Origin of the sequence: Acinetobacter sp. WU_MDCI_Abxb74 (assembly GCF_025513915.1) — a bacterium.
Taxonomy (GTDB): Bacteria; Pseudomonadota; Gammaproteobacteria; order Pseudomonadales; family Moraxellaceae; genus Acinetobacter; species Acinetobacter calcoaceticus_C.
Map to the genome: position 1 here is coordinate 47,173 of NZ_JAHPRP010000005.1, position 12,993 is coordinate 60,165.

The following is a 12,993-nucleotide window of genomic DNA, read 5'->3' on the forward strand; positions in this document are numbered from 1 at the left end:
GCGCAATTTTCTAGCAATTTAGCAGATTTAAATAATATAAATCGGCATTGATATAGAACAGTTCATGCAAACCATTCTAATCAATGCCGACTTTTTAGATCGATCTTTAAAATTAGGTTCCTAACTCTTCTTCATGCAAGAAATGTGTGTGGTGAGGCGCGCGTTTAGTTTTGCTCCATTCCTCTAACATTTCTGCTTTCATCTCTTCAGTAATTTTTGCAATTTTTTCTTCAGCGCGTACATCGTTATAAGTAAGTTCTAAACGGTGTCCATTTGGGTCAAAGAAGTAAATTGAGTGGAAAATACCATGATTGGTTACGCCCAAAACTTTCACACCATTTTCTTCTAAATGTTGCTTCGCAGCCATCAGCGCATTTACATCTTCGACTTCAAAAGCAATATGCTGTACCCATTGAGGCGTATTTTCATCTCGGCCCATTTCTGGTTGAGTCGGCAATTCAAAAAATGCCAAAACGTTGCCTTGACCTGCATCTAAGAATAAGTGCATATATGGATCAAAAGCTTTAGTTGATGGGACATGGTCTTCAGCAAAAGCTAAAATGAAATCCATGTTGAGCATTTTTTTATACCACTCAACAGTTTCTTTCGCATCCTTACAACGATATGCAACGTGATGTATTTTTTTAATGGCAAATGTCATATTAAAACTCCTTTTTACTATTCCCAATCTGGTTGTTGTTCTGGCGCCGCGTTATAAAAGGCTGGGATAGACAAACAATGGTGATAAATCGATTCAATTTTTGGAAACGCAGATAAATCAATCTTGAAGCGTTTCGCGTTGTAAACCTGTGGAATCAGACAGCAATCGGCAATTGTTGCTTCTTGTCCAAAGCAAAATTGGCCATTTGAATTTTGTAGTTGCTGTTCCAGATTTTGAAAACCTTCAAGAATCCAGTGTTGATACCAATAATTTTTTTGCTCATCTGAAACATTTAACTCATTTTTTAAATATTTCAGAATGCGCAGGTTATTTAATGGGTGCATATCACAAGCAATAGCTTGTGCAAAAGCACGGACTTTGGCACGTTCTTGCACATCTCTTGGGAGTAATTTGGTTTCTGGATATTGTTCATCCAGATATTCCAAAATACTTAACGATTGAGACAAGGTTAAATCGCCGTCAATTAAAGTCGGGACCAGAGCACTAGGGTTTAACTTTAAATAGTCTTCGCTTTGCTGTTCATTTTTTACCAGATGAACTGGAACAGTCTCATAAGCTAAACCTTTAATGTTTAGGCCAATCCGTACTCTATAGGCTGCAGAGCTACGAAAGTAACTATACAGCTTCATAGTCAGGCTCCGAAGTTTCTGCAAAATTGAAAGTTAATGCAGGAAGAACGGTATTTTTCACTTCACCAAAGCCGACACGGATTCCATTTTTCTCACAGTGGCCTTTCATGATGAGCGTATCGCCATCTTGTAAGAAACCACGAGTTTCACCGTTGGCAAGTGTTAACGGCTTGGTGGTGTTCCATGTAAGCTCAAGCAAACTGCCATACGAATCTGGTGTAGAACCTGAAATCGTTCCTGAACCCATTAAGTCACCAACCTGAACATTACAACCAGCAATGGTATGGTGGGTGAGCTGTTGAGACATAGACCAATACATATATTTGAAATTGGTTTTACAGATCACGTCAGTTTGTGTCGATTTCGGCGTTTGAATTTCAACACTCAAATTAATGTCGTAACTGTTGGCGATATTTTCTTGTAAATAGCCCATTGGCTTCGGGTCTTGTTTCGGGCCTTCAACTTTAAATGGTTCAAGTGCTTCAAGCGTCACGACCCAAGGTGAAATCGAACTGGCAAAAGTTTTAGCGTTAAAAGGGCCGAGTGGAACATATTCCCATTGCTGGATATCGCGTGCTGACCAGTCATTGAGCAATACCATTCCAAAAATATGATCCCAAGCATCTTCAATAGCGATAGGCTGACCGAGCTGCGTTGGTTTACCCACAATAAACGCTGTTTCAAGTTCAAAATCGAGTTTACGCGTTGCAGAAAAAACTGGGCGCTCTTCATTTGGGAGTTTAATTTGACCAGATGGGCGTACGACTTGAGTGCCACTGACTACTACAGAGCTAGCACGGCCATTATAACCAACAGGCAATTCAGTCCAGTTTGGAAGTAAGGCATTTTTTGGGTCGCGGAACATACAACCCACATTGGTCGCATGTTCTTTAGAAGAATAGAAATCGGTGTAACCAGGTACTTGAACAGGTAAATGCAAAGTAACGCTGTCTTGCTTAACCAGAACTTCCTGACGCAATGCTTCATTTTCTTGAAGCGTTAAATTATCAGCCGAGAGAAGAGACTGTAGTGTCTTACGCACTTTTGACCAGTTTGCTTTGCCAGACTCAATAAATTTATTCAGTGTCGGTTGATTAAAGTAAGTATCTTGATCTGAAATTTTTAAAAGACCGTGCTTTTCAAGAGCAGCTAGATCAATGACCCAATCACCAATAGCTACACCCACTTGGCGTTCGCTTTCAGCAGTTCTGCTAAAAATACCATAAGGTAAATTATGAATAGTGAAATCAGATTGAGGTGAAACTTCAATAAAAGAATTTAGGTTTTGTTCCATTTTCGCGTCCTTGTCTTCATCTCAGGTCTTATATAAATAAAAGTTCGGTCTAGGACTGAGCTACTCAATAAGTTTTTTAATCTTTATTTAGATCAACTTTTGTCTTATGAGTTTGATATAGACCGAGCACAACCAATTGCTTCATGTCCTTATAATACTGAATTCATAAAATTACGCAATACATAATTTGATTACACATTTCATAATAATTGTCATTTCTTGTATTTTCTGTTTTCATTCGCGGTCATGAGAAAAGTCACGCAATTATTTTTTCATCAATCTCTATGAAAGTTTGATCAATTTATGATATACGTAATTTATTGGAAAAAAATTACGTGACAAGGATGAGAATAATCATATGTCAGCACAAGAGCAAGGAAACCTGAAACATGGTTTGAGTAATCGGCACATCCAACTTATTGCATTGGGTGGGGCGATTGGCACAGGGCTTTTTCTTGGTATATCACAATCGATTAAATTAGCAGGTCCATCGGTCATCCTTGGCTATGCGATTGCAGGATTTATTGCTTTTTTAATGATGCGTCAGCTTGGCGAGATGGTGGTTGAAGAGCCAGTAAGTGGGTCTTTTAGTCATTTTGCCTACAAATACTGGGGACCATTTGCTGGGTTCATGTCTGGATGGAATTACTGGGTACTGAATGTCCTTGTCTGTATGGCAGAACTGAGTGCAATTGGTCTTTACATACAATATTGGTGGCCGCAAATCCCAACGTGGGCATCTGCTTTAACTTTCTTTGTCTTAATTAATGGCATTAATTTACTCCATGTTAAGTTTTTTGGCGAAATGGAATTCTGGTTTTCTATTGTCAAAATCTTGGCGATTCTGGGAATGATTGGTTTCGGTTCATATTTACTAGCAACTGGTACAGCTGGCCCACAAGCGAGTATTAGCAACCTTTGGGCACTCGGTGGTTTTTTCCCATTTGGTGTTGAAGGCTTAGTGATGGCAATGGCGGTCATTATTTTTGCTTTTGGCGGTATTGAGCTTTTTGGTATTACTGCTGCTGAAGCACGTGATCCGGACAAAACCTTACCTAAAGCTGTGAATCAAATTATTTACCGTATTTTGATTTTCTATATTGCGACACTTTTTGTTTTATTCTCGCTATTTCCATGGAACCAGATGGCTGAAGGCGGTAGCCCGTTTGTGATGGTCTTTGCTTCTTTAGATAGCCAAGGCATTGCAACGTTGCTGAATTTTGTGATTTTGACTGCTGCGGTTTCAGTTTATAACGGGACAAGTTATTGCAGTAGCCGTATGCTATTGGGCCTTGCACAACAAGGAAATGCACCAAAAGTATTTGGACACATTAATAAACGTGGTATTCCAACCAATGCAGTGATCCTTTCTGCTGCGGTGACTATTTTATGTGTGTTGTTAAATTATATTTTCCCTGAAAAAGCATTTGGTTTGCTCATGATGCTCGTGGTTGCAGCCATTGTGATTAACTGGGTTGTGATTTCATGGACACATTTAAAATTCCGTAAATACATGCAAAGCCAAGGTCAAACGACTAAGTTCCCAAGCTTTATGTATCCATTTAGCAACTATCTATGCATCGTGTTTATGTTGGGCATTTTAGTTGTAATGTCTTTAACACCAGACATGCGTATTGCAGTCATGATGATTCCTGGCTGGATTTTGTGTTTAATGATGGCTTATCAATTTAAACGTCGTAAGCTGAAAGCAGAGCAGTCTTTAACTGCTGTAGAAGCAGATATTTAATAAAATTTTAAGTTGTAGCTATAAAAGGACGTATCTCATACGTCCTTTTTTATTTTTAAATTTTAATAACAGAAATTAAAAGATTTTATAGTTGTTATAATATAACATTTCTTGAATTTAATGATGAGCATCTTTCCCATGATTGGTGAAGATAGAGCATATTTATGAAGCGTTATTTAGGTTTAATTTTATTATCTCTCACAGCTTGTAGCACTCAACCACCCAAGTCAACGACTCCTCCGCACACGCAGACTTTACCTCAACCTACAAAAAAAGTAGTCAGAATAAAACAGCAACCCGAAGATTATGTTGCTTGGGTAGCAACCGCAGATCATGGACAGTCTGTACAAGCTTATAAGCAGTTTCTTAAGCAAAAAGGGCTCGCAGATTTAATTCCAGACCATGAATTATTGCGTTCAGCTCGAGATTGGCAAAAATGTGGAGTTGAACCCTATGCAGTGCCTCCACGCGAGATTTGGTCCAATATTGTTCCGACACTCAGCATTTTAAAAGCATTGGTTGACGATGGGGTAATTAATGATTTTGAGGTGACATCGGCCTATCGAGCTTTATCTTTAAACCGCTGTGCTGGGGGTGCCGATGCATCTCGACATGTCTTTAATGCAGCGCTTGATTTCCGAATTGGGCCAGAACAACCTAGTGATTTAGATCAGTTCAATATCCAACAAACCAAAACCAAACTTTGTCAGTTCTGGGCAACCAAAGGCCAAATACTCAATATGGGCCTTGGTGTTTATGCTTCAGGACAAATTCATATTGATAGTCAAGGATTCCGTGCGTGGGGGCCTGACCATCACTATAAAACGTCAATTTGCCAAGGTTTTTAAATATTAAATCTTCCCTTTTGTTAACTCAAACGAGACAAGGAGGAAGATAAAAAACTTGATTAATAGTTATGTTATAACATAACATAACATTATTGTGGTTTAGAAATGAATACCTCCTGTGAGTAGATCGTTTAAATCATCAGTGATGACCAAGTTTTCAATATTATTAAGAGATTAAGCCATGCCAACTGCAAACGCCAAGTCATCTGCCAAGCTTCCTGTTACCGTTTTATCTGGCTTTTTGGGGGCAGGAAAGACCACGGTACTCAACCATATTCTAAATAATCGCGAAGGTCGCCGTATTGCCGTGATTGTGAATGATATGTCTGAAGTCAATATTGATGCGGCATTAGTACGCGAAGGTGGGGCGGAGCTTTCAAGAACAGATGAAAAGCTGGTTGAAATGAGTAATGGCTGTATCTGCTGTACGCTACGAGAAGATTTATTGGTTGAGGTGAGACGTTTAGCCGATGAAGGGCGCTTTGACCAATTAGTGATTGAATCAACAGGCATTTCAGAACCGTTGCCTGTTGCAGAAACCTTTACTTTTGAAGACGAAGATGGAAATTCTTTAAATGAGTTTGCTCGACTAGACACCATGGTAACCGTGGTCGATGCTTTTAACTTCCTTAAAGATTACAGCTCTCTGGACTCACTACAGCAACGCGGAGAGTCGCTAGGCGAACAAGATGAACGAACTGTGGTGGATCTTCTTATCGATCAGATTGAGTTTTGTGATGTGATTGTGCTGAATAAAATTGATTTGATTGACCAAGCTCAGCAAGAGCAGCTCACCGCAATTCTAAAGACATTAAACCCCCGTGCCCGAATTGAAATTGCTCAATTTGGACAGATTGCTTTGAATAAAATTTTAAATACACAGTTATTCGATTTTGATGAAGCAGCACAAGCGCCGAGATGGTTAAAAGAATTGCGTGGCGAACATACGCCAGAGACCCAAGAGTATGGAATCAGTAGCTTTGTTTACCGCGCGCGCCGACCTTTTCATCCAGAGCGTTTTTATGATTTGGTACAGGCTGAATGGCTGGGTGTTGTACGTTCTAAAGGTTTTTTCTGGTTGGCTGCCGAACCGACATTGGCTTATTCATGGTCGCAAGCGGGCGCAATGGCACGGCACGGCTTAGCAGGTTATTGGTGGGCTGCTGTTGCAGAAGAAGACTGGCCGAGTGACTTAGATAGCATCGAACAAATTAAAAAGGTTTGGGATGCAAAAACAGGTGATGCACGTCAGGAACTGGTTTTAATTGGTATGCAAATGGATGAGCAAGCTTTAATAGAAAAATTAGACTATTGTTTATTAAATGATGAAGAAATGGCTTTAGGTCCACAAGTTTGGCAGAGCTGGTCGAATCCTTTTAAACAAGAAGATGAAACCATGTTGATCGCTTAACAAAGAAAAGCCCCTATTTAAAAGGGGCTTATTTTTATGATTTATCTTTGATAAATATCTTACGAATGTAGCTGTTAAGTGGGGTGGAATAATATTTTTCAATTGCTGCACTAATGATGAAAGTCACAATGAGATAGGCAATTAAAAGCATAATTTTGATGCTAGAGTCGGTTTGAGCTGGAATAAAAGCAACCTTCATGAGACCAAGCACCACCAGATGAAACAAATAAGTTTCATAACTTCTTTGCCCCAACCAGACCATCACTTTTGTAAACAGACTATGTGTTTGCGTTCCCGCAGGATGCTGAAAACATAAAATGAGTAAAGCTGAGGCGAAAGCAAATAAGCTAATACCCCATGTACTGACTTCTTTAATGGGAGCATATAAATAAAGGGCTGTCATACTCAAAATAATGAACCAAGAAAGAGGTTTTTTATAGGTCCAATTTGGTCGATATGTATGAGAAAATATCGCTGTTAAACAACCAATAGCTATGCCGTCAAAACTCGAAAAATAATGATATAAATAGGCACCGCTTTCTTCTCCAAAATGTAGAGATCTAAAATAAGGTCCGTATAAAATTACTCCAACAAGTACAGCAATAAATACCTTATTACTACGCGTGAGCAGGCACAATAATGGAAACACAAAGTAGAAAACTTCTTCTACAGAGAGTGACCACAACACGCCCAAAGCGTAGTTTACCCAACCAAATTTGATAATCAGGATATTCATCCAGAAGGTTAAAGCTGCAAATATAGTTAAGGGATATGAGACCTCAATGCCATTGGGGGCTTGGTTTATAAAGGGTTTTAAGTCAAATGACCCAAGTAAACTTACACCTAGAATGAGTAAAACCAGACACGGTAAAATGCGGGCTGCTCGTCGGATATAAAAATGCTTGAGGTTAATTGCGGAGAATTGTTTGTCTCTTTTTAAAGTGTGATGGGTAATTAAAAAACCCGAAATCACAAAAAACATGGTGACGCCATAATTTCCATTTCTTGCAAGTAAGGTGCTAAATGCTTCACCCAAGAAATTAAAACCTAACCATGTGTCTTTAAGTTTATAGGGAATATTAAAATGATGTAAAAGAACCAAAAGGATAGAGATTCCTCGCAGAATATCTATTTTATAATTACGCATTCGATGTGCTTCCAGTTTATTAATATACTGTGTGGCAGAAGAATACTATCGATCAGTTATTTTAAATAAAATTTTTAAGTATCATTGAGTAATTAAAATAATACGAATAGAAAACAGTTGAATTGGGCAAAGCTTAAGGCGACTAACTGCTTAAATGAAAATATTGATAAGATATTAATATAATTGAATTTCTCTACATAAAACTTTAAATTAGCTTATATTGTATTTGGCTTGTTTTTTAGCCAGATTAAATCTTTTATTTTTATTCATTCACATGTTGTATTTGGTTGTATATACATAACATGTCAACTAAAATATAACTTTGCCTGCTGCCTTTTTGAGACTTTGCTATGCCCAGAACATCAAAACAAGAACATGCTGAGCTTTCGATTGAAGCTGATAGTCCAGTTCCTTTATATCAACGCGTCAAACAGCTGATTTCACAAAAGATTTATGAAGGCTCTTGGGCTGTAAATAAAAAAATTCCTTCTGAAAGTGAGTTGGTCAATCAACTTGGTTGCAGTCGCATGACAGTCAATCGTGCGCTACGCGAATTAACGACTGAGGGTTTATTGGTACGTATACAGGGTGTTGGTTCTTTTGTTGCTGAAGGGCAAGGCCGAACCGCGCTTTTTCAAATTAATAATATTGCCGAAGAGATTGTTGCACGAAACCATAAGCACCATGCGGAAGTTTTAATTTTAGAACAAATTTATGCAAATGCAGAACAAAGTGTATTAATGCAGACTCGCGAAGGGCAAAAGCTATTTCATTCAATTATTGTGCATTATGAAAATGATGTGCCAGTTCAGGTCGAAGATCGTTTGGTTGATGCAGCACTCATCCCAGATTATTTAGAACAAGATTTTAAAACCATTACTCCAAATGCATACTTAATGGCGAAAGCACCTGTGACAGAAGGCGAGCATATTGTTGAAGCCGTTTTAGCATCTCCGCAAGAGTGTAAGTGGTTAAAAATTACTAAAACTGAACCATGTTTACTGATCCGTCGCCGTACGTGGTCAAACAAACAACTCATTTCTAGTGCCCGTCTGACTTATCCCGGCAGTCGTTATTATCTCGAAGGCAAATTTACGCAATGATTGAAGTACTCAAGGCAGACCAATATACAAAAATGCTTTGGAAAAATGGTGCAGGCTATACTTTAGAAATTGCGCGAAGCCTAGGTGATCTTGATTTCGACTGGCGAATTTCGATGGCAGATGTGACAACTTCTGGACCATTTTCCTTGTTCCCAAATAAGCAGCGAATTATTACTGTACTTGATGGGAAAGGTATTGAATTACATGTCGATGATCTGCCTGCTAGGTCGTTAAAGCTGGGCGATATTTTTGCTTTCCACGGCGAAAGTCAGGTACAAAGTGAACTGGTTGATGGTGCAATTCGAGATTTAAATCTAATTTATGATTCTGCAAAATTTCATGCCCGCTTTCAGAGAGTAGATGGTACAGAAGCACAGACTTTTTTAAGCTCGGCAGACCTGATTTTTATTTTTAATAGTGGTTCAGAAACAGAAGTAGCGATTGAGGATAAAACCTTTGTACTCACTGCTCACGAGACTTTAAAAATTGAGAAAACCACTGCGATTACATCAGTTCATTTTCCTCAAAATTGGGCAAAAAATTGTTATGTTATTGAGTTAACTCAACGTTAAAATTTAAAAAATAGCTTTTTAAAAGCACATGTCTAGTGAAAGGATGTGTGCTTTTTTTATGCAAATTATAAAAATAAATTATTTTAATTCAATAGCTTATTAAGTTTTTTAAAAAAATATTTGAAACCCTCTTCACGTTTTAAAATATTTGTGTAGTATATGGATGTATATACAAGTTAATACATTACTATACAAATGCAGAAACAAGTGATGTTCTGCTGATGTAAGCTCAAAGGAAGGAGTCCGCCTGTGACAACAACGACAACAAAATTTCGTGATGTAGAAATTCGTGCGCCACGCGGCACTGAATTGACAGCTAAAAGTTGGTTAACTGAAGCGCCATTACGCATGTTGATGAATAACCTTGATCCGGACGTTGCAGAAAACCCGAAAGAGTTGGTTGTATACGGTGGTATTGGCCGTGCTGCACGTAACTGGGAATGTTTTGATAAAATTGTAGATACTTTAAAAAATCTAGAAATTGATGAAACTCTATTGGTTCAATCAGGCAAACCAGTAGGTGTATTTAAAACTCATAAAGATGCGCCACGTGTTTTAATTGCAAACTCAAACCTTGTACCGCACTGGGCAAACTGGGAACACTTTAACGAGTTAGATGCAAAAGCTTTAGCAATGTACGGTCAAATGACAGCAGGTTCATGGATCTATATTGGTAGCCAAGGCATTGTACAAGGTACTTACGAAACTTTCGTTGAAGCAGGTCGTCAACACTACAACGGCGATTTAAACGGTCGTTGGGTTCTTACTGCCGGTTTAGGTGGCATGGGTGGCGCTCAACCTTTAGCTGCAACACTTGCAGGGGCTTGTTCTTTAAACATTGAATGCCAACAAGCAAGCATCGATTTCCGTTTACGCACACGTTATGTAGATGAACAAGCAACTGATTTAGATGACGCTTTAGCGCGTATTGATCGTTACACGAAAGAAGGCAAAGTAATTTCAATTGCACTTCATGGCAATGCTGCAGAGATTTTACCTGAGCTTGTTCGCCGTGGTGTGCGTCCAGACATGGTGACAGACCAAACAAGTGCACACGATCCACTCAATGGCTACCTACCAGTAGGCTGGACTTGGGATGAATACCGTGAACGTGCGAAAACAGAACCAGAAACTGTTGTAAAAGCTGCAAAACAGTCGATGGCGAAACACGTACAAGCGATGCTCGATTTCCAAAAAATGGGTGTTCCAACATTTGACTATGGTAATAACATCCGTCAAATGGCGAAAGAAGAAGGCGTAGCAAACGCATTTGATTTCCCTGGTTTTGTTCCTGCATATATCCGTCCATTGTTCTGCCGTGGTATTGGTCCATTCCGTTGGGCAGCGCTTTCTGGTGACCCAGAAGACATTTATAAAACAGATGCCAAAGTTAAAGAGTTAATTCCTGATGATGAACATTTACATCACTGGTTAGACATGGCACGTGAACGTATTAGCTTCCAAGGCTTACCAGCTCGTATTTGCTGGGTTGGTTTAGGTTTACGTGCAAAACTTGGCTTAGCTTTTAACGAAATGGTTCGTAGTGGTGAATTATCAGCACCAGTCGTAATTGGTCGTGACCACTTAGACTCAGGTTCAGTTGCGAGTCCAAACCGTGAAACTGAAGCAATGCAAGACGGCTCAGATGCAGTATCTGACTGGCCTTTATTAAATGCATTGTTAAATACAGCAGGCGGGGCAACTTGGGTGTCTTTACATCACGGTGGTGGTGTAGGTATGGGCTTCTCTCAACACTCAGGCGTTGTGATTGTGTGTGATGGTACAGATGACGCTGCTGCACGTATTGCTCGCGTACTGACCAATGACCCTGCAACAGGTGTTATGCGTCATGCTGATGCAGGTTATGAAATTGCGATTAACTGTGCGAAAGAGCAAGGCTTAAACTTGCCAATGATCACTCAATAAAAACACATGGAAGAACTGGCGGTGCTTTTTGCAATTGTGAAAAGCACCGTCTCAGCAGAATATAGTGCCAAAAATTAGGAAGCCAACATGGAATTATTGATCCAACCGGGAAAACTGACCTTAGCTGATTTACGTCAAGCTTACCTCAACCCGATTAAAGTTAAATTAGATGAAAGTGCTTCAGCTGCAATTAACGCAAGCGTGGCTTGTGTAGAACAGATTGTAAATGAAGGACGTACAGCTTACGGAATTAACACCGGTTTTGGTTTACTCGCTTCAACCAAGATTGCTCCTGAAGATTTAGAACAATTACAGCGTTCATTGGTTCTTTCGCATGCAGCAGGTGTAGGTGAACCACTTGATGATGCGATGGTTCGCTTAATTATTCTATTGAAAGCAAACAGCTTGGCACGTGGTTTCTCAGGTATTCGCCGTAAAGTCATTGATGCTTTGTTGGCATTAATTAATGCTGAAGTTTATCCGCATATTCCTCTTAAAGGTTCTGTAGGTGCTTCTGGTGATTTAGCACCACTTGCGCATATGTCTTTAGTTCTATTGGGTGAAAGTAAAGCACGTTATAAGGGTGAATGGATACCAGCAGTTGAAGCTTTAAAAATTGCAGGTTTAGAACCTATTTCTTTAGCGGCAAAAGAAGGCTTGGCACTTTTAAATGGTACTCAGGTTTCTACAGCGTATGCTTTACGCGGTTTATTTGAAGCTGAAGATTTGTTTGCTGCTGCAACTGTTTGTGGTGGTTTAAGCGTTGAAGCGATGTTAGGTTCACGTGCGCCATTCGATGCTCGTATTCATGAAGTACGTGGTCAGCGTGGTCAAATTGATGTGGCTGCGGCTTATCGTGACCTCTTAACAGAATCAAGTGAAATTGCACATTCACATGAAGACTGTAGCAAAGTTCAAGATCCGTATTCTTTACGTTGCCAACCACAGGTGATGGGTGCATGTTTAACTCAAATCCGTCAGGCTGCCGAAGTATTAGCAATTGAAGCAAACGCAGTGTCTGATAACCCACTGGTTTTTGCAGCAGAAGGTGATGTGATTTCAGGTGGTAACTTCCACGCTGAACCTGTTGCGATGGCAGCAGATAATCTCGCATTGGCGATTGCAGAAATTGGTTCACTCTCAGAACGTCGTATTTCGATGATGATGGACCGCCACATGTCACAGCTTCCACCGTTCTTGGTCGCAAATGGTGGCGTGAACTCGGGTTTCATGATTGCTCAAGTTACGGCGGCTGCGCTTGCGAGTGACAACAAAGCGCTTGCACATCCAGCGAGTGTAGATAGTTTACCAACCTCAGCGAATCAGGAAGACCATGTTTCAATGGCACCTAACGCAGGTAAACGTCTTTGGCCAATGGCTGACAACGTCCGCGGCATTCTAGCTGTTGAATGGTTAGGCGCTTGTCAGGGTTTAGACTTCCGTGAAGGCCTAAAAAGCTCGCCTAAACTTGAACAAGCCCGTAAAATCTTGCGCGCTCAAGTGCCTTACTACAGTGAAGACCGTTTCTTTGCTCCTGATATTGAACAGGCAAGTGAATTACTTTCGAGTGGTTGTCTAAACGAGTTAATTATTCCAAACCTACTCCCTAGTCTATCTGAAGTGTGATTAATAAA

11 protein-coding genes are annotated in these 12,993 nt (G+C 39.8%); 7 read left to right on the top strand and 4 right to left on the bottom strand.

Annotated features, from left to right (window positions below; translation table 11 throughout):
• Positions 1-112: 112 nt before the first annotated feature.
• Genes KTH84_RS10355 through fahA form a run of 3 tightly spaced genes read right to left on the bottom strand, consistent with a single transcriptional unit; the run spans position 113 to position 2,605 of the window.
• Positions 113-661 (bottom strand): VOC family protein, encoded by a 549-nt coding sequence (locus KTH84_RS10355; RefSeq protein WP_016139785.1) that lies wholly within the window; start codon positions 659-661, stop codon positions 113-115.
• A gap of 17 nt (positions 662-678) precedes the next feature.
• Complete coding sequence (gene maiA / locus KTH84_RS10360) at positions 679-1,311, bottom strand: maleylacetoacetate isomerase (RefSeq protein ID WP_262473055.1); 633 nt, start codon at positions 1,309-1,311, stop codon at positions 679-681.
• Positions 1,298-2,605 carry a fumarylacetoacetase gene (gene fahA / locus KTH84_RS10365; RefSeq protein ID WP_262473056.1) on the bottom strand — a complete coding sequence of 436 codons (1,308 nt, stop codon included), beginning with the start codon at positions 2,603-2,605 and terminating at the stop codon, positions 1,298-1,300. The genes maiA and fahA overlap by 14 nt, the downstream gene beginning before the upstream one ends.
• A 358-nt stretch (positions 2,606-2,963) precedes the next feature.
• Between fahA and KTH84_RS10370 the strand changes: the two genes are divergently transcribed.
• The 3 genes from KTH84_RS10370 (at position 2,964) to zigA (ending at position 6,611) form a co-directional block, all read left to right on the top strand.
• A complete protein-coding gene (locus tag KTH84_RS10370; protein WP_262473057.1) occupies positions 2,964-4,352 on the top strand; it encodes an amino acid permease in 1,389 nt (462 codons plus the stop codon).
• A gap of 164 nt (positions 4,353-4,516) precedes the next feature.
• Positions 4,517-5,200: a D-Ala-D-Ala carboxypeptidase family metallohydrolase gene (locus KTH84_RS10375; RefSeq protein WP_262473058.1), complete on the top strand. Its 684-nt coding sequence runs from the start codon at positions 4,517-4,519 to the stop codon at positions 5,198-5,200.
• Between the two features lie 181 nt (positions 5,201-5,381).
• Entirely contained in the window at positions 5,382-6,611 is a 1,230-nt protein-coding gene (gene zigA, locus KTH84_RS10380) for a zinc metallochaperone GTPase ZigA (protein ID WP_262473059.1), read from the top strand.
• Between the two features lie 34 nt (positions 6,612-6,645).
• On the opposite strand, the gene KTH84_RS10385 is transcribed toward zigA, so the two are convergent.
• Entirely contained in the window at positions 6,646-7,758 is a 1,113-nt protein-coding gene (locus KTH84_RS10385; protein ID WP_262473060.1) for an acyltransferase family protein, read from the bottom strand.
• A 350-nt stretch (positions 7,759-8,108) separates the two neighbouring features.
• On the opposite strand from KTH84_RS10385, the gene hutC reads away from it, so the two are divergent.
• The 4 genes from hutC (at position 8,109) to hutH (ending at position 12,985) form a co-directional block, all read left to right on the top strand.
• Positions 8,109-8,861, top strand: coding sequence for a histidine utilization repressor (hutC, locus tag KTH84_RS10390; RefSeq protein WP_017391094.1), 753 nt, complete (start codon positions 8,109-8,111; stop codon positions 8,859-8,861).
• Complete coding sequence (locus tag KTH84_RS10395) at positions 8,858-9,433, top strand: HutD family protein (protein WP_202743222.1); 576 nt, start codon at positions 8,858-8,860, stop codon at positions 9,431-9,433. Before hutC ends, KTH84_RS10395 begins: the two co-directional genes overlap by 4 nt.
• Before the next feature lie 249 nt (positions 9,434-9,682).
• Positions 9,683-11,359 carry a urocanate hydratase gene (hutU, locus tag KTH84_RS10400; protein WP_133971127.1) on the top strand — a complete coding sequence of 559 codons (1,677 nt, stop codon included), beginning with the start codon at positions 9,683-9,685 and terminating at the stop codon, positions 11,357-11,359.
• 87 nt (positions 11,360-11,446) lie between these two features.
• Positions 11,447-12,985 (top strand): histidine ammonia-lyase, encoded by a 1,539-nt coding sequence (gene hutH / locus KTH84_RS10405; RefSeq protein WP_133971128.1) that lies wholly within the window; start codon positions 11,447-11,449, stop codon positions 12,983-12,985.
• The last annotated feature ends 8 nt before the right edge of the window (positions 12,986-12,993 follow it).